Source organism: Micromonospora sp. NPDC005806 (genome assembly GCF_042871425.1).
GTDB lineage: Bacteria > Actinomycetota > Actinomycetes > Mycobacteriales > Micromonosporaceae > Micromonospora.
On sequence record NZ_JBIAIL010000031.1, the window covers coordinates 1 to 20,509 of the forward strand.

Here is a 20,509-nt window from a genome sequence, read left to right on the forward strand (position 1 = left end):
CTCCTGATAGCCCACCAACGGCACATCACGACGGTGCCGCCGCCACGTGTTGATCTCCAACACGCACGCCCACACGTCACCAGCCGAGCGCAGCAACCCGAAACACCGCCGCCGCTGTCCCACCGTCACCCGCACACCAACACGCGCGGTGCGGTGAACAACACGAGGCGCGGCCGGATCCCGACGACGAGGCACGAACCGAACCCAACCGCATCCCTACGACGATTTCCGGCGGCGGCCAACCCAGCGAACCTCAGTGGACACCGCACTAGCCAGCGCGGGGCGGCCGGGCCTCACCTCGACGATGGAAGGACGGGGCTGGACGGATGAAAACTTGCACCGCTAGTTTGGGGCGGCCTGCCGCTGCGCCGCCGCCGAAGGGGAGCACCGTGGATTTCGCACTGTCCGACGAGGAACGCGCGGTCCGGGAGACCGTGCGCTCCTTCATCGCCCGCGAGGTCATGCCGCTGGAGCAGGAGGTGCTGCGCCGCGAGCGCGCCCACCGGCCCGGCCTGGACCGCTCCGAGCTGCGTGAACTGCAGCTCAAGGCGAAGAAGTTCGGCTTCTGGGGGCTGGCCACCGCGGAGGAGTACGGCGGGATGGACCTGCCGGCGGTCCTGCAGTCGCTGATCTGGACCGAGCTGGGGCGTACCTTCGTGCCGTTCCGGTTCGGCGGCGAGGCGGACAACATCCTCTTCCACGCCACCGAGGAGCAGAAGCGCGAGTTCCTCGTCCCCACCATCGAAGGGGAACGGATCTCCTGTTTCGCGATCACCGAGCCGGGCGCCGGCTCGGACGCGGCGAACATCCGGCTGCGCGCCCGGCGCGACGGCGACGACTGGGTCCTCGACGGCGAGAAGACCTTCATCACCAACGGCAACGACGCCGACTTCGCCATCGTGGTGGCGGTGACCGACCCGGAGCAGGGCGCCCGCAACGGCGGCGCGACCGCGTTCCTGGTGGACCGGGCGATGGGCTGGCGGTCGGAGTTCATCCAGACCATGGGCGAGGGCGGCCCGGCGTCGCTGATCTTCGACGGCGTACGGGTGCCGCACCGCAACGTCCTCGGCGAGATCGGCCAGGGCTTCACGCTCGGCATGGAGTGGATCGGCAAGGGCCGTTACACCATCCCGTCGCACGCCATCGGCATCGCCGAGCGAGCGCTGCAGATGGCGATCGAGTACGCCAACACCCGAGAGACCTTCGGCGCGAAGATCGGCACCAACCAGGCGATCCAGTGGATGATCGCCGACTCGGAGACCGAACTGGAGGCGGCCCGCTGGCTGGTGCTGAAGTCGGCGTGGACCGTCGACCAGGGCATGGACCCCCGGCACGCCTCGTCGATGGGCAAGCTCTACGGTGCCGGCATGGTCAACCGGGTGGTCGACCGGGTGCTCCAGATCCACGGCGGCATGGGCTACACCCGCGAGCTGCCGATCGAGCGCTGGTACCGGCAGGTCCGCCTCTACCGGATCTTCGAGGGCACCGACGAGATGCAGCGGCTGATCATCTCCCGCGACCTGCTGCGTGGCTACACGAAGATCGGCGGCCACCTGGCCTGAGTGCTCCCGCCCGGTGCCGGGGCGGGAGCACCCGCTCAGCTCGTCAACTGGTCAGCGCGTCCAGGGCCCGGTCGACGTCCGCCTCGGTGGTGTAGAGGTGGAACGACGCCCGGACCCGGCCGGCCCGAACCGCCGCGCGCACCCCGGCCCGGGCCAGCTTCTCCTGCGCGTCCGGCACCTCCACCGACACGATCGCGCTGTCCCCCGGCGGCCGGCCCAACCCGGCCAGGAACCGGTTGGCCAGCGCCACGTCGTGCTCCCGGATGGCCGGGAGACCGACCTCGGCCAGCAGTTCCAGGGCGGGCGCCGCCCCGACGTAACTGAACCAGGCCGGGGAGATGTCGAAGCGCCGGGCGTCGTCGGCGAGCCGCAGCGGCGGGCCGTAGTAGGAGGAGTGCGGGTCCGCGCCCGCGTACCAGCCCGCGGCGTCGGGACGCATCCGGTCGCGCAGGGCGGGGGCCAGATAGCCGAAGGCCGCTCCGCGCGGCGCCATCAACCACTTGTACGCGGCGACCACCACCGCGTCCGCCAGCCCGGCGTCGAAGGGCAGCCAGCCGCAGGCCTGGGTGGCGTCCACCGCGACGAGCGCGCCGTGCGCCCGGGCCGCCGCGACGATCTCCTCGTGCGGGGCGACCGTGCCGTCCGAGGACTGCACCAGGCTGAACGCGACCAGGTCGGTGTCCGCGTCGATCGCGTCGACCAGGCCGGCCAGCGGAACCGTCCGCACCCGCACCCCCCGCTCCTCCTGCACCAGCCAGGGAAACAGGATCGAGGTGAACTCGACCTCGGGGACCACCACGGTCGCCCCCGGCGGCAGCGCGGCCGCGACCGGGGCCAGCAGTTGGGACGCGGTGCTGCCCACCGCCACGTCCGCGGCGGCTACGCCGACCAGGCCGGCGAAGGCGGTCCGGGACCGGCCGACCGACTCGGACCAGCCCTCGAAGGAGACCCGCCCGGCCCGCCAGTCGGCGAGCACGTCCTGCACCGCCGTCCAGGTCGGGTCGGGCGGCAACCCGTAGGTGGCGGTGTTCAGCCACCCGGGCTCCGGCTGCCACAGCTTCTGCGCCTGCTCCAGATCCATGCCGGCGACGCTAGCGGCGCCGCTCTCCGCGGGGCACAGCCAATCCGGGCGTCGTGGTCCGCGCCGGACGGGCGAGGAGGTCTGCGGCGGTGGCGGGACGGCGGTACCGTCGGCCGAGCCGCCCGTCCCTGGAGGTCGACGATGATCCTCGAGATCCGCACCTACCGCCTGAGGCCCGGCACGAGCGAGGAGTTCGTGCGGGTGATGCGACAGGAGGCCGCGCCGTTGCTGGCGCGCTTCGGCATCCAGGTGGTGGCCGCCGGCGCGTCGCTGGTCCGCGAGGACGGCCACGAGGAGGCGTACCTCATCCGGGCCTTCCCCTCGCTGGCGGTCCGCGACGAGCAGGAGGAGGCGTTCTACGGCAGCGACGCGTGGCGGGACGGGCCACGCGAGGCGATCCTGTCCCGGATCGAGAGCTACCACACCGTCGTGCTGGAGACGTCCGAGGCGGCGGGCGACGTGCTGCTCGGCCGGCGCTCCTGATCCCCGGCGCCGACCGGCCGCGGTCGGCCGGAAGGATGCGCCGGCCCGGGCCGCACCGGAGGGTCCGGCGCGGCCCGGGTGGCGGGTCGCTGGGCTGGTGGCCGGCTCAGGCCGGCGCGTCGGCCAGCGAGGCGGGACGCTGCGCCGGGACCGACGACTGGTCGGCCGGCTCGTCCTCGTCGAGCATGGTGGTCTCGTCGAACGGCCGCTCCCCCGCCAGCACCGCGCGGGCCTGCTCCTGGTCGAACTCGCCGGTCCAGGTGCCGACCAGGACGGTGGCCACGGCGTTGCCGGCGAAGTTGGTCAGCGCCCGGGCCTCGGACATGAACCGGTCGATGCCGACGATCAGCCCGACGCCGTCGACCAGGTCCGGCCGGTGCGACTGGAGGCCGCCGGCCAGCGTGGCCAGGCCGGCGCCGGTGACCCCGGCGGCGCCCTTGGACGCGATGACCATGAAGGCCAGCAGGCCGATCTGCTCGCCGATCGCCATCGGCTTGCCCAGCGCGTCGGCGATGAACAGCGAGGCCATGGTCAGGTAGATGGCGGTGCCGTCGAGGTTGAAGGAGTAGCCGGTCGGCACGGTGATGCCCACGACCGGCTTGCCGACGCCGAAGTGCTCCATCTTGGCGATCAGGCGGGGCAGCGCCGACTCGGACGACGAGGTGGACAGGATCAGCAGGAACTCCCGACCCAGGTAGCGCAGCAGCTGGAAGATCGAGATCCGGGCGACGAACCACAGCAGCGCGCCGAGCACCACCAGCACGAAGATCAGGCAGGTGGCGTAGAAGCCGAGCATGATCTGGGCCAGGCTCTTCAGCGCGTCCATGCCGGTCGCGCCGACCACGGCGGCCATCGCGCCGAACGCGCCGATCGGGGCGACCCACATGATCATCGCGAGCACCTTGAAGACCAGGCGCTGGAGCACGCCGACCGCCCGCAGCACCGGCTCGCCCCGGGTGCCCATGGCCTGGACGGCGAAGCCGAACAGCAGGGCGACCAGCAGCGTCTGGAGCACCGAGCCCTCGGTCAGCGCCGAGAAGAGCGAGGTCGGGATGACGCCGAGCAGGAAGTCGACGGTGTCACCGGTCTCGCCGCCGGCCGCCTTCTGGCCGGCGCCGGCCAGGTCCGCGCCGAGGTTAAGGCCGGAGCCCGGGTGGATGATGTTGCCGACCACCAGGCCGATGGCCAGCGCCACCGTCGACATGACCAGGAAGTAGCCGAGGGCGAGGCCGCCGACCTTGCCGACCCGGGCCGCCTGCCGCACGGAACCGACGCCGAGGACGATCGTGCAGAAGATGACCGGGCTGATCATCATCTTGATCAGGTTTACGAAGCCGGTGCCGAGCGGCTTCAGCTCCTTGCCGACCTCGGGGGCGACGAAGCCGACCACGATGCCGGCGAGGACGGCGACGATGACCGCCAGGTAGAGGTACCGGGTCCGGTCCCGGCGGGCGGGCCGGGCGGTCGCGGGGGTGGGTGTGGTGGTGTCCATGCCCACAATGTGAATCGCGTCTCAACACATGGCACGCTTGCGTTCATTCTGTTCACCCATGCGAAGCACGGCCGAAACGGCGCAGGCCGGGTGCGCCAGACTTGCGGGCGACCGACGGCGGAAGGAGGGGAAGTGGCCCGACGACAGTGGAGCATCGCGGGGCAGCTCTTCGCCCTCCAGGCCGTGGTAGTGACGCTGCTCGTGCTGGCGGGCGCCGCCGGCGCGGTGGTGCTCGCCCGCAGTGACTCCCAGCAGGCGGCGCGGGAACAGGTGCTCGGCGTGGCGCAGACCGCGGCGCACTCCCCCGAGGTCCGCACCGCCCTGGCCGCCCCCGACCCCTCGGCCACCCTCCAGCCCTATGCCGAGTCGATCCGGAGGGCCACGAAGACGGACTTCGTGGTGGTGATGGCCCCGGACCGGACCCGCTACTCGCACCCCAACCCGAAGCTGATCGGGCAGCCGTTCATCGGCGACATCGGCCCCGCGCTGGCCGGCGATGCGTTCACCACCACCAACGTCGGCACCCTCGGCGAGTCGGTGCGTGCGGTCGTCCCGGTGTACGCCGACGACCACCGGATCGTCGGCCTGGTCTCGGTGGGCATCACCACCAAGGTGATCAACCGGAAGCTGCTCGCCCAGGTGCCGGTGCTGCTCTACGCCGCCGTACCCGCCCTGGCGTTGGCGGCCACCGGCTCCTGGCTGCTCAGCCGCCGGCTGCGGCGGCAGACCCACGGCCTCGGGCCGGCCCAGATGACCCGGATGTACGAGTACTACGACGCGGTGCTGCACTCCGTGCGCGAGGGGCTGGTGGTGCTGACCCGCGACCGGCGGGTGGCGCTGATCAACGACGAGGGCCGCCGCCTGCTCGGGCTCGACGACGAAGCGGCGGTGACCGACCGGCCGGTGACCGCGATCGACCTCCCGCCGGCGGTGGCGGAGCTGCTCAGCTCCGGGCGGGACGCGCACGACGAGCCGATCCTCGCCGGCGACCGGGTGCTGGTGGCCAACCAGCGGACCACCCGCTTCGAGGGCGCGGTACTCGGCACCGTGCTGACCCTGCGCGACCAGACCGACCTGCGCAACCTGGCCAGCGAGCTGGACTCGGTACGCGCGCTCACCGAGGCGTTGCAGGCGCAGACCCACGAGTCGGCCAACCGGATGCACACCGTGCTCACCCTGGTGGAGCTGGGCCGCGCCGACGAGGCGGTGCGGCTCGCCACCCGGGACCTGGACCTCGCGCAGCAGCTCACCGACCGGGTGGTCGGGGCGGTGACCGAGCCGGCGCTGGCGGCGCTGCTGCTCGGCAAGTCCGCGCAGGCCGCCGAGCGCGGCGTGGACCTGGTCGTCGACCCGGACTGCCGCCTCGACGACAGCCCGCTGCCCACGACCGACCTGCTCACCGTCGTCGGCAACCTGGTCGACAACGCGCTGGAGGCGGTCGCCGGCGCCGCCCCGCCCCGCCGGGTACGCGTCCTGGTCGGCACGGTGGACGACCGGCTCGTGGTCCGGGTCGCCGACAACGGCCCCGGCCTGGACCCGGAGCGGGTGGCCGACGCGTTCCGCCGCGGCTGGTCCACCAAGAGCGCCGGCCGGGGCCTCGGCCTGGCGCTGGTGGGGCAGGTGATCCGCCGGCACGACGGCACGTCCGAGGTCGGGCGCACCGACGACGGGGAGACGGTGTTCATCGTCCGGCTGCCGGTCCCGCGGGAGCCCCGATGAGCGAGCGCAGCGAGCGAATCATCAGGCGCAGTGCTTTGGTGCCTCATGACGGCACGGAGCGGAGCGGAGTCCCGGCATGAGCGACATCCGGGTGCTGGTGGTGGAGGACGAGCCGCTGCTGGCGGAGGCGCACAAGGCGTACACCGAGCGGGTGCCGGGCTTCGTGGTGGTCGGGGTGGCGCACACCGCGCGGGAGGCGATGGCGGTGCTGCGGCAGCGCGGCGGCGCGGACGTCGACCTGGTGCTGCTCGACTTCCGCCTGCCCGACCTGCCCGGGCTGGACGTCTGCCGGGCGCTGCGGGCCGCCGGCAGCGACATCGACGTGCTGGCGGTGACCTCGGCGCGGGACCTGGCGGTGGTCCGCACCGCGGTCTCCCTGGGGGTCACCCACTACCTGCTCAAGCCGTTCACCTTCGCCGCGTTCCGTGACAAGCTGGAGCGGTACGCCGAGTACCGCCGGCAGGCGCTCGCCGAGGGCGAAGTGGTCGCCCAGCACGAGGTGGACCGGATGTTCGCCACGCTGCGCGGCGCGGCCCGACACACCCTGCCGAAGGGCCTCGACGAGCAGACGCTGAACACCGTGCTGGCCGCGCTCGGCGACGGCGGGCTCTCCGCGACCGAGGTCAGCCGGCGGACCGGGATCTCTCGGGTGACCGCCCGCCGCTACCTGGAATACCTGGTCTCCGCCGATCGCGCGGTCCGCGCGCCCCGCTACGGCACGCCTGGCCGACCGGAGGTCGAGTACCGGCCGGTGTGAGCGGCTGCCGCGGCCGGCCCGGCCGACCCGGCCGCGTCTTATCGGATGTTCCCGGTGTGGCCGAGGGAGTAGCGGCCGGGCTGCGGCCAGACGGTCAGGCCGTGCGGGCCCCGGCCGACCGGGATGCGGGCCAGTAGCTTGCCGGTCTGCGTGCTCAGCACGTACACCTCGTCGTGGTAGCGCCCGGAAAGCCAGAGCTGCTTGCCGTCGGCGGAGAGGCCGCCCATGTCCGGGCTGCCGCCGCCGGGGATGCGCCAGGTCGTTCTGGGTTTCAGGTCGGCCAGGTCCAGGACGGTCACGCTGCCCTCGTCCCGGTTGGTGACGTAGGCGAGCGTGGCTTCGCGGTTGAAGTAGATGCCGTGGGCGCCCCGGCCGGTGCGGATGAAACCGGTCTGCCGGGTGGCCTGGCCGTCGAAGACGTACACCCCGTGGGCGCGCATGTCCGCGACCAGGAAGTGCTGCCCGTCGGGGGTGAGCCGGGTGTCCTGGGGCATGCCGTCGGCCGTCTCGGTGAGCCGGAACTCGCGCAGCTTGCGCAGGCTGACGGTGTCCAGCACCAGCATCCGGTTGGCGAACTCGCAACTGAACAGCATGGTCTTCCCGTCGGCGGAGTAGTCCATGTGGTTGATGCCGCCACACTCGGGAAACCGGACCGACCGCACCCGCTGCCAGGTCTTCACGTCGTAGAAGTCCAGCCGCTGGTACGCCTCGGCGACCACGATCGCCTGCGTGCCGTCGGGGGTGAAGTAGAGGTTGTACACGTCGTCGAGTTTCCGGAACGGGCCCGGCGTGCCGGTCCTGGCGTCGATCGGGACCAGACCACCGTTGGGGATCTGGCTGGACGCCACATACAGCGTGCGCAGATCGTAGGACGGCACCACGTGCTGCGGCTCCGGCCCGCCCGGGAACTTGTCCACCACCTTGTAGGTCGCCGGGTCGATCACCCACACGTCGTTGCTCTTGGTGTTCGGCACGTACACCAGCGGCCGGTCACCGCGCACCGACGCGGCCACCTGGCCGGGGCCGGCAGCGGCGTACACGTTCCCGGCCGCCGGGTAACTCGGCATGCCCGCCACCAGCGGCCCGAACGACCGACCCGCCGAGGCACCCACGGACGGGCTGGTCAACGCCTCCCTGGCGGGTACCCGATCGGTGCAGGCCAGGAGCCCAGCCGACAGGAACAGGACCGGCACGACGGCCAGCAACCGACTACGGGACATTCGCCCACGGTAACGGACAAATGCTAACCAACCGGACCGCTCTCGCGATCGGGGCGACGCCCGGCTCAGCTCACGTTGGCCGGACCGAGGACGCTCTTCAGGTCGCCCATCAGCGCGGTGGTCGGCGCCACCCGGAACGGCCCGAGGCGCAGCGTGGTGACCTTGCCGCCGTTGAGCAGCTTGACGTGCACCTCGGTGTCGCCGGGGTGCAGCACCAGGGTCTCCTTGAGCTTCTCGACCAGCGGCGGCGTGCAGCGGTGCACCGGGATGGTGAGGGTGACCGGCTTGTTCGCCGGATTGCTGCTGATGTCCGGCATGGACATGTCCATCGCCATGATCCGCGGGGTGTCGTCGCGCCGGTCCACCCGTCCCTTGACCACCACGATCGCGTCCTCGGCGATGTACTGGCCGATCACCTCGTAGGTGTTCGGGAAGAACAGCGTCTCGACGCCACCGGCCAGGTCCTCCAGGGTGGCGGAGGCCCAGGCGCGGCCCTGCTTGGTCACCCGCCGCTGCACGCCGGAGAGGATGCCGGCCAGGGTGACCACGGCGCCGTCGGGGACGGTCCCTTCCTCGGAGAGCGAGGCGATGGTGCAGTCGGCCGCCGCGCCCAGCACGTGCTCCAGGCCGAAGAGCGGGTGGTCGGAGACGTACAGGCCGAGCATCTCCCGCTCGAAGGCGAGCTTGTCCCGCTTGTCCCACTCCCCCTCGCCGATGGTCGGCATGACCGTGGTGCTGCCGCCGCTGTCCACGTCGCCGAAGCCGGCGCCGAAGAGGTCGTACTGGCCGACGGCCTCCTTGCGCTTGACGTCGGCGTACGCGTCGATGGCGTCGGCGTGCACGGCGAGCAGGCCCTTGCGCGGGTGGCCCAGCGAGTCGTACGCCCCGGCCTTGATCAGCGATTCGATGGTCTTCTTGTTGCAGACCACCGCGTCCACCTTCGACAGGAAGTCGTAGAAGTCGGCGTACTCGCCCTTCTCCTCCCGGCACCGCATGATCGCCGCCACCACGTTCGCGCCGACGTTGCGCACGGCCGCCAGGCCGAACCGGATGTCCTTGCCGACCGGGGTGAACGGCCCGGCCGAGGTGTTCACGTCCGGCGGGAGGACCTGGATGCGCATCCGGCGGCACTCGGAGAGATAGAGCGCCATCTTGTCCTTGTCGTCGCCGACGGAGGTCAGCAGCGCCGCCATGTACTCGGCCGGGTAGTGCGCCTTGAGGTACGCCGTCCAGTACGACACCAGGCCGTACGCGGCCGAGTGCGCCTTGTTGAAGGCGTAGCCGGCGAACGGGACGAGGACGTCCCACACCGCCTGGATCGCCTCGTCGGAGTAGCCGCGCTCGCGGCAGCCGTCCCGGAAGGGGACGAACTCCTTGTCGAGGATCTCCTTCTTCTTCTTACCCATCGCCCGGCGCAGCAGGTCGGCCTGGCCGAGGCTGTAGCCGGCGAGGATCTGCGCGGCGCGCTGCACCTGCTCCTGGTAGACGATCAGGCCGTAGGTGGGGGCGAGGATCTCCCGCAGCGGCTCCGCCAGCTCCGGGTGGATCGGCGTGATCTCCTGGAGGTTGTTCTTGCGCAGCGCGTAGTTGGTGTGCGAATCCACGCCCATCGGGCCGGGCCGGTAGAGCGCCAGCACGGCGGAGATGTCCTCGAAGTTGTCCGGCTTCATCAGGCGCAGCAGCGAGCGCATCGGCCCGCCGTCGAGCTGGAACACGCCGAGGGTGTCACCCCGGGCGAGCAGCTCGTAGGCGGCCTTGTCGTCCAGCGGGAGGCCCAGCAGATCCAGCTCCCTGCCGTGGTTGAGCTGGATGTTCTTGACCGCGTCGTCGATGATCGTGAGGTTGCGCAGGCCGAGGAAGTCCATCTTCAACAGCCCGAGCGACTCGCACGTCGGGTAGTCGAACTGGGTGATGATGGCCCCGTCGGCGTCCCGCCGCATCAGCGGGATGTGCTCGATGATCGGCTCGGCGGACATGATGACGCCGGCGGCGTGCACGCCGGTCTGCCGGATCAGCCCCTCGATGCCCTTCGCGGTCTCGATGACCTTCTTGACGTCCGGGTCGGACTCGTAGAGGCCGCGGATCTCGCCGGCCTCCGCGTAGCGCGGGTGCTTCGGGTCGAAGATGCCCGACAGCGGGATGTCCTTGCCCATCACCGCCGGAGGCATCGCCTTGGTGATCCGGTCGCCCACCGCGTACGGGTAGCCGAGCACCCGGGCCGAGTCCTTGATCGCGGCCTTCGCCTTGATCGTGCCGAAGGTGGCGATCTGCGCGACCTTGTCCTCGCCCCACTTGTCGGTGACGTACCTGATCACCTCACCGCGCCGACGCTCGTCGAAGTCGATGTCGACATCCGGCATCGAGACGCGCTCGGGGTTGAGGAACCGCTCGAAGATCAGGCCGTGCGGGATCGGGTCCAGGTCGGTGATGCCCAGCGCGTACGCGACCAGCGAGCCGGCGGCCGAGCCACGGCCCGGACCGACCGCGATGCCCTGGCTCTTCGCCCACTGGATGAAGTCGGCGACCACGAGGAAGTACGACGGGAAGCCCATCTGCACGATGACGCCCAGCTCGTACTCCGCCTGGGCGACGTGCCCCTCCGGGATGCCGTTCGGGAAACGACGGGCCAGGCCCTCGAACGTCTCCTTGCGGAACCAGGACTCCTCGGTCTCCCCCGCCGGGATCGGGAACCGCGGCATCATGTTGTGGAACTCGAACATCCCGGTCGGGTCGACCTTCTCGGCGACCAGCAGGGTGTTGCGGCAGCCCTGCTGCCACAGCTCGGACGAGTCGACCGCGCGCATCTGCTCGGCGGACTTGACGAAGTAGCCGCCGCCCTCGAAGCGGAACCGGTTCGGGTCGGCGACGTTGCTGCCGGTCTGCACGCAGAGCAGCACGTCGTGCGCCTCGGCCTGGGCCTCGTGCGTGTAGTGCGAGTCGTTGGTGACCACCGGCGGGATGTCGAGCTTGCGGGCGATCTCGGTCAGCCCGTCGCGGACCCGGCGCTCGATGTCGAGGCCGTGGTCCATGATCTCCAGGAAGTAGTTCTCCTTGCCGAAGATGTCCTGGTAGGCGGCGGCGACCTTGAGCGCCTCGTCGAACTGGCCGAGCCGCAGCCGGGTCTGCACCGCGCCGGACGGGCAGCCGGTCGTCGCCATGATCCCCTCGGCGTGCTCGGCGATCAGCTCCATGTCCATCCGGGGCCACTTGACGTAGTGACCCTCCATCGAGGCGCGCGAGTTGAGCTTGAACAGGTTCTGCAGGCCGTCCTTGTTCGCCGCCCACATGGTCATGTGGGTGATCGCGCCGTTACCGGAGACGTCGTCGCTCTTCTGCTCCGGGCGACCCCACTTGACCCGCTGCTTGTGGAAGCGCGACTCCGGCGCCACGTACGCCTCGACGCCGAGGATGGGCTTGACCCCGGCGGCCGTCGCCTGCCGGTAGAAGTCGTTCGCGCCGTGCATGTTGCCGTGGTCGGTGATCGCCACCGCCGGCATGCCGAGCCGCGCGGCCTCGGCGAAGAGGTCCTTGAGCCGGGCCGCTCCGTCGAGCATCGAGTACTCGGTGTGCACGTGCAGGTGCGCGAACGAATCGGCCATGCGTGGCGCCCCCCGGCGTTGTGGATCTTGATGGTCGGAGTCGACCCGGACCTACCCTACCGAGGTGATCTGACGGGCTCCACCGTGCGCGCCGCGGGTGGCCTCCGTCTCGTTCGGCGGCCGCCCCGGGCCGCTCGGCACAACGCCGGGAACGGCGTGGGAGCCACCCCACGCCGCTCCCCCGCCGTCAGACCCGCTGGTCGGCGAAGAGGCCCTGCACGTCGGCCGCGCTGAGCGCTCCCTGGTACGCACCGAGGTCGTCGACCTGCCCGTACAGCCACTCGGCCGGGCCGGCCGGGGTGGTGGTCCGGCCGACCAGCAGCGAGCCGGCCGACTGGCGCGGCTGCCAGGCGGCGTTCAGGTCGGCCGTGCCGACCAGCACCCCGTCGACGTGCAGCCGCACCTGCCGGTGCGTCGCGTCGAGCACCGCCACCAGCTGGTGCCACTGGTCCGCACCGGTCGCCGGGGCGGTCGCGGACGTGGAGGTGGCGTCGTTCGGGGCGGCCGGGTCGGCCGGCACCCCGAACACCCAGCGGCCGCCGTCGACCGGCTCCCAGGCCACGCGGAAGGCGCTGCCGCCGGCGGCGTCCTGGGACAGCACGGTCTGGGCGCCCCGCGCCGGGTCGAGCCGGACCCAGGTGGCCACGCTGAACGACTGGTCGGTACGGAGTACCGGGGCGTCCTGCCAGACCGGGTTCTGCGGATCGGCGACCTTGGACTGGGTCCGGGCGTACTCCCGGGTGGCCTCGCCGTAGTGCGGGTCCGACGGGTCGTCGATCCAGTGGGTGTCGTCGAGCGCGAGCGCGTTGCCCCGGTGTCCGGCGACGATGTCGGCGCCCTGGGTCAGGGCGAGCCGACGATTGAACCCGGTGCCGTCCTGGGCGGCGCAGAGGGTGGGGTCGTCGATCGTCACGTCGTAGCAGGGGGTGGCGGCCTCGAATTGCCACATCCCCACCTGCACCGGCCGAAGCAGGCCGGGCTCGTCGAAGCCGCCGGAGGCCGGGTCGTCGGCCGACCAGCCGGTGAAGTCCTGGGTCACCAGGGCCCGCTCGTACACCCGCAGGTCGGCCAGGTTGCCCTGCCACCACGCGGTGTCGCCGCGGCCGACGCGCACCTCCCCGGTCGGGTCGTTCACCGCGGTGACTTTGGCGACCGTCGCCTCGTCCACGCCGTTCACCCAGAGGGTGACGGTGCGGGCGGTGACGTCGTGCACGACGGCGAGATGGGTCCAGAGGCCCGGCTGCGGCGCCGAGACGGACCGGGCGATCGACCATTTGCCGCCCTTGCCGGTCTTCGAGGGCATCCGCACCTCCCAGCGGTTGGTGGTGCGGTCGTAGCCGACCGAGAGCGTGGCCTGGCCGGAGCCGGCCTTGCTGGCGAAGACCCGGCTGACCGAGGTGTCGGTGAGCCGCACCCAGGCGGCGAGCGAGAAGGTGTCGGCGGTGTTCAGCGCCGTCGGCGAGGCCGTCAGGTACGACGAGGCGCCGTCGAACGCGACCGACTGGTCGCCGAGCAGGTGGGCGTCGTCCTGCCAGGTGATGCCCGATCCGGTGAGCGGGGTGTCCCCGCCGAGGGCCGGCTGGCGGTCGGCCAGGGCCTGCGCCTGGGTGCTTCCCGGGTAGGTCTCCAGGTCCCACCAGGCGGTGGGCGGGGACGGACGGTCGGCGGTGACGGCGCGGGGTGCCGCGAGGACCGCGCCGGCGTTGGCAAGCGGAAGCAGCGCAGCAGTGCAGGCGACGGCGAGCCGGAGAGCGGTGGATCTGTTCGTGAGCATCTGGTCATCCCCCGTGGATCTTGTGACTGTGGAGCCGGCCGACGGATCGAAGATCATCTCATGACCGGCAAGCACATCTTCACAGGCGGATGCAACGCCAGCGATTCCGTTCCATGCGGGGCACACAATAGTGTGTGCCACACGGTATAGTGTGAGACATGGTGAGCGACGAGATCCTGCGGACCCATCTCCAGGAGTTGCGACGCGGCACGGTGGTGGTGGCCAGCCTGGTCGCCCTGCGCCGGTCCGACTACGGGTACGCGCTGCTGCAACGACTGGGCGCGCACGGGTTCCCCGTGGACGCGAACACGCTCTACCCCCTGCTCCGCCGACTGGAGGAGCAGGGGCTGCTGACCAGCGAGTGGAACACCGAGGAGAGCCGGCCGCGCAAGTTCTACCGCACCAGTGAGGAGGGCGAGGCGGTGCTGCGCCGCCTGCTCGACGACCTGACCGCGGTGCAGACCTCCGTCGCCGGGCTGATCGAAGGAGTCGAGCGATGAGCTCTCTGACCGACCGCTATCTCGCCGCCACCCTGCGGGCCGTGCCGGCACCCCGACGCGCCGAGCTCGCCACCGAGCTGCGCGCCTCCATCGCGGACATGATCGACGACCGGACCGCCGGCGGGCAGGACCACGTCACCGCCGAGCGGGAGGTGCTCACCGAACTCGGCAACCCCGACCAGCTCGCCGCCCGCTACACCGACCGCCGGTTGCAGCTCATCGGACCGCGCTACTTCCTGGTCTGGTGGCGGGTGCTCCGGGTGCTGCTCACCTTCGTCCCGGCCACCGTGGGCGTGGTGACCGGCGTGGTCAAGGCCACGGTCGGTGGTGAGCCCGGCGCGGCGGTCGGCGCCGGGATCGCCGTCGCCCTGGAGACCGGGGTGCAGATCGCCTTCTGGGTCACCCTCGCCTTCGCCGTCCTGGAACGCACCGACACGCCGCTGAACCTGCCCGAGTGGAACGTCGACCAGCTCCCCGAGTCGACGACGGAACGGCAGGTGACCCTGGTTGACAGCTGCGCCTCGATCGTGTTCCTGCTCTGCGCCATCGCGTTCCTCCCCTTCCAGCACTTCCAGCCCTGGGTCTCGGGCGACGGTTCCCGCCTGCCCATGCTCGACCCCGCGCTGTGGAGCTTCTGGCTGCCGGCGCTGATCGCGGTGCTGGTCGTCAGCATCGGCCTGGAGGTCGCCAAATACCGGGCCGGCCGGTGGACGTGGCCGCTGGTCGCGGTCAAAACCGTGCTCGACCTCGCGTTCGCCGTCCCGGTGGCCTGGCTGCTGCTCACCGACCGGCTGCTCAACCCGGCGCTGGTGGACCGGTTCGAATGGCTGCGCGAGGGCGGCGCGCAGGACGTGGCCCGGATCGCCGTCGCGGTCACCGCCGCCGTCGTCATCTGGGAGGTCATCGACAGCGCGGTCAAGGCCCGGCGGCAGGCCACCTGACCCGTTGCGTTCCCGGCCCGGCCGCCAGCTGGCGCCGGGCCGGGATCAGGCGTCGGCCGTTGCGGCCCGCCACTCCCGGTCCAGCAGGGCGTAGACGACCTCGTCGGTCCACTCCCCCTTGACGAACTCGTTCTCCCGCAGGTGCGCCTCGCGCCGCATGCCGAGCCGTGCCAGCACCCGTGCCGACGCGTCGTTGCGGCCGTCGAGGCGGCCGACGATCCGGTGCAGCCCGAGAACGTCGAAGCCGAGCCGCAGCATCTCCCGGGCCGCCTCGGTGACGTACCCGTGGCCGGTGTGGTCGGGGTGCAGCACATACCCGATCTCGCCCTGGCGGTGCTCGGCGCTGGTCCAGCTGAGCAGCACGTCGCCGACCAGCTCGCCGGTCTCCGGCAGCACCATCGCCAGGTTGAGCACGTCGCCCGGCGCGCGCACCGCGGTGCGCCGCAGCATCCGCTCCAGCGCCGCTCGGGCGGCGGCGTCGTCGTACGGCTCGTGGTAGAGGAACCGGGTGACCTCCGGCCGGCCGCGGTAGTCGTGCAGGACGGCCAGATCGTCGGGGGTGAAGGCGCGCAGCAGCAGACGGTCGGTCCGCAGCGGCAGGTCGGGGACGAGCATTCCGGCAGGGTACGGGAGCGCCGCGCGGCGGGTCAGCCGGGTTTCGCCGTCACCACTCCGGTCCGCGCTCGGAGGGAGCAGATGGAGCAGAACGCCTTCCCGATGAAGGCACCGGCGGCCGCAAGCAGACCATCCGCGAGAATCGTGGGGGCCGCCATGCCCGGCAGCGTACGGCCGCGGGGCAACCGACTGACCGGCCGGTCGGCGCGACGAAACGCCGGGCCGGTGAGGGCACCGACCCGGTGTCCCGCCTCAGCGCCGCCGTCAGTCGACGGCGGCCATCACCTCGTCGGAGACGTCGAAGTTCGCGTACACGTTCTGCACGTCGTCGCAGTCCTCGAGGACGTCGATCAGCTTGAAGATCTTGCGGGCGCCGTCCTCGTCCAGCGGCACGTTGACGCTGGGGATGAGCGAGGACTCCGCCGACTCGTACTCGAGGCCGGCGTCCTGCAGCGCCGTGCGCACCGCGATCAGGTCGCCCGGCTCGGAGACCACCTCGTACGCCTCACCGAGGTCGTTGACCTCCTCCGCGCCGGCGTCGAGGACCGCCATCATCACGTCGTCCTCGGTGGTGTCCGCCTTCGGGACGATCACCACGCCCTTGCGGGAGAACATGTACGACACCGAGCCGGCGTCGGCGAACGAGCCGCCGTTGCGGGTCAGCGCGGTGCGCACCTCGGTGGCCGCCCGGTTCCGGTTGTCGGTGAGGCACTCGATGAGCAGCGCGACGCCGTTCGGGCCGTAGCCCTCGTACATGATCGTCTGGTAGTCCGCGCCGCCGGCCTCCAGGCCGGAGCCGCGCTTGACCGCGCGGTCGATGTTGTCATTCGGAACGGAGTTCTTCTTCGCCTTCTGGATGGCGTCGAAGAGGGTCGGGTTGCCGGCCGGGTCGCCGCCGCCGGTCCGGGCCGCCACCTCGACGTTCTTGATCAGCTTGGCGAACATCTTGCCGCGCTTGGCGTCGATGACGGCCTTCTTGTGCTTGGTGGTCGCCCACTTTGAGTGGCCGGACATCTCATACCTCCGTCTGTTGACTCACGCCTGCGTCGACTGTCCGCGCCCGCGCCACGCCGGGACCGACGTGCGGTCGGATGGGGGGCGGCGGCGGGCGGTGAGCCCTGCCGAACCGCGGCAATCCTATCGAGGTCACGCCCGCCGGTGTCACACCCGGCACCGACCGGGGCGTGGCACGGCCCCCTGCCCGACGGGAAGGGGGCCGCTGGGCACGTGCTCAGGCGGCCCGGACGAGGTCCACGAAGTAGCGGTGCAGCCGCAGGTCGCCGGTGAGCTCGGGGTGGAACGAGGTGGCCAGCAGGTTGCCCTGCCGGACCGCGACGATCCGGTCGGCGGCCGGGCCGTCGGTGACCCGGCCGAGCACCTCGACACCGTCGCCGACCCGCTCGACCCAGGGGGCGCGGATGAAGATGGCGTGGAACGGCTCGCCCTCGACCCCGGCGATCTCCACCGGCGCCTCGAACGAGTCGACCTGCCGGCCGAACGCGTTGCGCCGCACGGTCATCTCGATGCCCTGGAAGCCCCGCTGGTCGGGACGGCCGTCGAGCACCTCTGACGCCAGCATGATCATTCCGGCGCAGGAGCCGTAGACCGGCATGCCGCCGGCGATCCGCTTGTCGATCGGCTCGCGCATCTCGAAGATGTCGGCGAGCTTGCTCATGGTGGTGGACTCGCCGCCGGGGATGACCAGCCCGTCGACCGCGTCCAGCTCGGCCGGGCGGCGCACCGGGCGGGCGTCCGCACCGGCGCCGGCCAGGGCGGCGACGTGCTCGCGCACGTCCCCTTGGAGCGCGAGGACACCGATGATCGCTGCCGTCACGTTCGCTCCTTTCGCTTGTCAAGAAGGGGCCCCTGCGCTACGCGAAGCGTCAACAAGGGGCCCCTCCTTTCCCGTCACCAGCCGCGCTCGGCCAGCCGGTGCGGCTGCGGGATCTCGTCGACGTTGATGCCGACCATCGCCTCGCCCAGGCCCCGGGAGACCTTGGCCAGCACGTCCGGGTCGTCATGGAAGGTGGTGGCCTTCACGATCGCGGCGGCACGCTGAGCCGGGTTGCCCGACTTGAAGATGCCCGAGCCGACGAAGACCCCCTCGGCGCCGAGCTGCATCATCATGGCGGCGTCGGCCGGGGTGGCGATGCCGCCCGCGGTGAACAGCACCACCGGCAGCTTGCCGGTCTCGGCGATCTCCTTGACCAGCTCGTACGGCGCCTGGAGCTCCTTGGCGGCGACGAACAGCTCGTCCTCGGGCAGCGACTGGAGCCGGCGGATCTCCTTGCGGATCTTGCGCATGTGGGTGGTGGCGTTGGAGACGTCACCGGTGCCGGCCTCGCCCTTCGAGCGGATCATGGCCGCGCCCTCGGTGATCCGGCGCAGCGCCTCGCCCAGGTTGGTCGCGCCGCAGACGAAGGGGACGGTGAACGCCCACTTGTCGATGTGGTTCTCGTAGTCGGCCGGGGTCAGCACCTCGGACTCGTCGATGTAGTCGACGCCGAGGGACTGGAGGACCTGCGCCTCGACGAAGTGGCCGATCCGGGCCTTGGCCATCACCGGGATCGAGACGGCGTTGATGATGCCGTCGATCATGTCCGGGTCGCTCATCCGGGACACGCCGCCCTGCGCGCGGATGTCCGCAGGGACCCGCTCCAGCGCCATGACGGCGACCGCGCCGGCGTCCTCGGCGATCTTGGCCTGCTCGGGCGTGACCACGTCCATGATCACGCCGCCCTTGAGCATCTCGGCCATGCCCCGCTTGACGCGGGCGGTGCCGACGACCGGGGTGGCGTTGGTGTTCGGGGAGGTGGATTCGGGCACGGGTCATCGCTCCTTGGACGTGCTCAGGGGGTGGCTAGGAAAAATGCTATGCCCGGGTCAACGCCGGGCCGACAGCCAATCAGACCCACGGTGGACTGCTCTGTGGTCGGCGTCACGCGTGACCAGGGGCCGAGCACGGGGCGGCGGGGGTCAGCCGGTGGGGACGTCCGCCGGAACGACGAGCGTCGGGTCGTCGATGTCGAAGTAGCGGGGCCACTCGCGCCCGCGGCCCATCCGGAACAGGCGTACCAGGGGGCGGCTGCGCGCCGCCCGGGCGTCCCGGACCAGGTCGGTGTGCACCTGCCGGGCCAGGGCCAGCCGCCGGCTGGCGGCGACCACCGCCTCGCAGGCCGGGTCGGCCGGGTCCAGCGCGACCGTGCGCAGTTGGCGGGTGAGGTCGTTCTCGGCGGCCTCCTGTTCCTCGGGGACAGCGTCGAGGGCGATCCGCGCCGCCGCGTACAACTCCACGCCGTACCGCCGCTCAGCCAGCACCGCGGCGGCCGCCGCGCGGCGCAGCAGGTGGGCGTCGAGGGCCCGGGCCGCCGACTCCGCCCGGGTCTGCAGCCGTTGGACCCGGCCGGCCGTCCAGATCAGGTACGCCGCGACGAGCCCGGCGACCAGGGCTGTGCCCACCACCCACCACATGCCCGGCATCGTAGTGCTGCTCCTCCTCCCGCCCGGCTCACGCGGCCCCTGGCCGACGCCCTCGTCACACCGGCCCCACCGGGCACGGGAGTCAGCCCAGTTCGGCCCACTCCTGGTCCATGACCCGGCCGTCGGTTGCCTCGATCGCCGCTGCGTATACCTCCAGAACCCGGCGGGCAACCACGGGCCAGTCGAAATTCGCCACCACCTGGTCGCCGCAGGCGGTGAGCTCCGCCCGCCGGTCCGCGTCGTCGAGCAGCTCGGCCAGGGCGGTCCGCAGGGCCACCGCGTCGCCGGTCGGGAAGAGCCGCCCGGCCCGCCCGCCGTCGAGGACCCGGCGGAAGGCGTCCAGGTCGCTAGCGACCACGGTGGCGCCGGCGGCGAGCGCCTCGGTGAGGATCATCCCGAACGACTCCCCGCCGGTGTTCGGTGCCACGTACAGATGCAAGCTGCGCAGCATGCGAGGTTTGTCCGACTCGGACACCATGCCGAGGAAGGTGACCCGCTCCCGCAGCTCGGCCGGGAACTGCCCGTACAGGTCGTCCGCTTCCCCCGGGCCGGCCACCAGCAGGCGCAGCCCCGGGCGGTCCGGGGCGAGCGCGACGAAGGCGTCACGCAGGATCGGGAAGCCCTTGCGCGGCTCGGTGAACCGGCCCAGGAAGCCGAGCGTCCCGCCGGTGCCCGGCGCGCACTCCCCCGGCCAGCCGGGCAGCGGGTCCACCCCGGCGAACTTCGCCACCGCGACCCCGTTCGGGATCTCCACCGCGCCGCCGTCCATGTGCTCGACCTGCACCTTGCGGGCCAGGGCGCTCACCGCGATCCGGGCGGTGATCCGCTCCAGCAGGATCTGGAGCACCCCCTGCGCGGCGGAGAGCACCCGGGAGCGGGTCATCGCGGTGTGGAAGGTGGCCACCACCGGGCCTCGCGCGCAGAGCACGGCCAGCATCGACAGGCTCGGGGTGAGCGGCTCGTGCACGTGCAGCACGTCGAAGTCGCCCCGGGTGATCCAGCGCCGCACCCGCGCGGTGGAGACCGGGCCGAAGGCGATCCGGGCCACCGAGCCGTTGTACGGCAGCGGCACCGCCCGCCCGGCCGGCACCACGTACGCCGGCAGCGCTGAGTCCTCGTCCGCCGGGGCCAGGACGCTCACCTCGTGCCCCAGCCCGATCAGCGCCTCGGCCAGGTCCATGACGTGGTTCTGCACCCCGCCGGGGACGTCGAAGGAGTACGGGCACACGATGCCGATCCGCACGTCAGTGCCCTTCGTTCGCGACTGCGGGGCTCCGCTGCGCTGC

General features: G+C 71.7%; 17 protein-coding genes. 6 read left to right on the forward strand and 11 right to left on the reverse strand.

Annotated elements, in window-relative coordinates; genetic code table 11:
• Positions 1 to 389: 389 nt before the first annotated feature.
• A complete protein-coding gene (locus ACFYOS_RS26340; RefSeq protein WP_387146970.1) occupies positions 390 to 1,562 on the forward strand; it encodes an acyl-CoA dehydrogenase family protein in 1,173 nt (390 codons plus the stop codon).
• A 43-nt stretch (positions 1,563 to 1,605) separates the two neighbouring features.
• Here the strand turns inward: ACFYOS_RS26340 and ACFYOS_RS26345 are convergent, their stop codons facing one another.
• Complete coding sequence (locus tag ACFYOS_RS26345) at positions 1,606 to 2,643, reverse strand: aminotransferase class V-fold PLP-dependent enzyme (protein ID WP_387146973.1); 1,038 nt, start codon at positions 2,641 to 2,643, stop codon at positions 1,606 to 1,608.
• A 141-nt stretch (positions 2,644 to 2,784) separates the two neighbouring features.
• On the opposite strand from ACFYOS_RS26345, the gene ACFYOS_RS26350 reads away from it, so the two are divergent.
• Entirely contained in the window at positions 2,785 to 3,126 is a 342-nt protein-coding gene (locus tag ACFYOS_RS26350) for an NIPSNAP family protein (RefSeq protein WP_387146976.1), read from the forward strand.
• A gap of 106 nt (positions 3,127 to 3,232) precedes the next feature.
• Here ACFYOS_RS26350 and ACFYOS_RS26355 read toward each other — a convergent pair whose 3' ends face one another.
• Positions 3,233 to 4,618: a cation:dicarboxylate symporter family transporter gene (locus ACFYOS_RS26355; protein WP_387146979.1), complete on the reverse strand. Its 1,386-nt coding sequence runs from the start codon at positions 4,616 to 4,618 to the stop codon at positions 3,233 to 3,235.
• A 132-nt stretch (positions 4,619 to 4,750) separates the two neighbouring features.
• On the opposite strand from ACFYOS_RS26355, the gene ACFYOS_RS26360 reads away from it, so the two are divergent.
• On the forward strand, positions 4,751 to 6,337 hold the full coding sequence (locus ACFYOS_RS26360; protein ID WP_387146982.1) for an ATP-binding protein: 1,587 nt from the start codon (positions 4,751 to 4,753) through the stop codon (positions 6,335 to 6,337).
• Positions 6,338 to 6,413: 76 nt separating this feature from the next.
• On the forward strand, positions 6,414 to 7,094 hold the full coding sequence (locus tag ACFYOS_RS26365) for a response regulator (protein WP_387146985.1): 681 nt from the start codon (positions 6,414 to 6,416) through the stop codon (positions 7,092 to 7,094).
• A gap of 38 nt (positions 7,095 to 7,132) precedes the next feature.
• Here the strand turns inward: ACFYOS_RS26365 and ACFYOS_RS26370 are convergent, their stop codons facing one another.
• The 3 genes from ACFYOS_RS26370 to ACFYOS_RS26380 all read right to left on the reverse strand — a co-directional run bounded on the left by ACFYOS_RS26370 (position 7,133) and on the right by ACFYOS_RS26380 (position 13,687).
• Positions 7,133 to 8,314 (reverse strand): YncE family protein, encoded by a 1,182-nt coding sequence (locus ACFYOS_RS26370; protein WP_387146988.1) that lies wholly within the window; start codon positions 8,312 to 8,314, stop codon positions 7,133 to 7,135.
• A gap of 65 nt (positions 8,315 to 8,379) precedes the next feature.
• Positions 8,380 to 11,913 (reverse strand): DNA polymerase III subunit alpha, encoded by a 3,534-nt coding sequence (gene dnaE / locus ACFYOS_RS26375; protein WP_387146991.1) that lies wholly within the window; start codon positions 11,911 to 11,913, stop codon positions 8,380 to 8,382.
• A 187-nt stretch (positions 11,914 to 12,100) separates the two neighbouring features.
• On the reverse strand, positions 12,101 to 13,687 hold the full coding sequence (locus tag ACFYOS_RS26380) for a LamG domain-containing protein (RefSeq protein WP_387146994.1): 1,587 nt from the start codon (positions 13,685 to 13,687) through the stop codon (positions 12,101 to 12,103).
• Between the two features lie 158 nt (positions 13,688 to 13,845).
• Here ACFYOS_RS26380 and ACFYOS_RS26385 point away from each other — a divergent pair, with 158 nt between their 5' ends.
• Both ACFYOS_RS26385 and ACFYOS_RS26390 read left to right on the forward strand, forming a co-directional pair.
• Positions 13,846 to 14,187, forward strand: coding sequence for a PadR family transcriptional regulator (locus tag ACFYOS_RS26385; RefSeq protein WP_387146997.1), 342 nt, complete (start codon positions 13,846 to 13,848; stop codon positions 14,185 to 14,187).
• A complete protein-coding gene (locus tag ACFYOS_RS26390) occupies positions 14,184 to 15,128 on the forward strand; it encodes a permease prefix domain 1-containing protein (RefSeq protein WP_387147000.1) in 945 nt (314 codons plus the stop codon). Before ACFYOS_RS26385 ends, ACFYOS_RS26390 begins: the two co-directional genes overlap by 4 nt.
• A 45-nt stretch (positions 15,129 to 15,173) precedes the next feature.
• Here ACFYOS_RS26390 and ACFYOS_RS26395 read toward each other — a convergent pair whose 3' ends face one another.
• From ACFYOS_RS26395 to ACFYOS_RS26420, 6 genes are all read right to left on the reverse strand, one after another.
• On the reverse strand, positions 15,174 to 15,743 hold the full coding sequence (locus tag ACFYOS_RS26395; protein ID WP_387147003.1) for a GNAT family N-acetyltransferase: 570 nt from the start codon (positions 15,741 to 15,743) through the stop codon (positions 15,174 to 15,176).
• 264 nt (positions 15,744 to 16,007) lie between these two features.
• Positions 16,008 to 16,757, reverse strand: coding sequence for a YebC/PmpR family DNA-binding transcriptional regulator (locus ACFYOS_RS26400; RefSeq protein WP_387147006.1), 750 nt, complete (start codon positions 16,755 to 16,757; stop codon positions 16,008 to 16,010).
• 217 nt (positions 16,758 to 16,974) lie between these two features.
• Positions 16,975 to 17,577 carry a pyridoxal 5'-phosphate synthase glutaminase subunit PdxT gene (pdxT, locus tag ACFYOS_RS26405; protein WP_387147009.1) on the reverse strand — a complete coding sequence of 201 codons (603 nt, stop codon included), beginning with the start codon at positions 17,575 to 17,577 and terminating at the stop codon, positions 16,975 to 16,977.
• 74 nt (positions 17,578 to 17,651) lie between these two features.
• The gene (gene pdxS / locus ACFYOS_RS26410) at positions 17,652 to 18,569 is read right to left on the reverse strand and encodes a pyridoxal 5'-phosphate synthase lyase subunit PdxS (protein ID WP_387147011.1); all 918 of its coding nucleotides are present in this window, start codon (positions 18,567 to 18,569) and stop codon (positions 17,652 to 17,654) included.
• Between the two features lie 150 nt (positions 18,570 to 18,719).
• A complete protein-coding gene (locus ACFYOS_RS26415) occupies positions 18,720 to 19,223 on the reverse strand; it encodes a hypothetical protein (RefSeq protein ID WP_387147013.1) in 504 nt (167 codons plus the stop codon).
• An 82-nt stretch (positions 19,224 to 19,305) separates the two neighbouring features.
• Positions 19,306 to 20,466 (reverse strand): glycosyltransferase family 4 protein, encoded by a 1,161-nt coding sequence (locus tag ACFYOS_RS26420; protein WP_387147015.1) that lies wholly within the window; start codon positions 20,464 to 20,466, stop codon positions 19,306 to 19,308.
• Between the last annotated feature and the right edge of the window lie 43 nt (positions 20,467 to 20,509).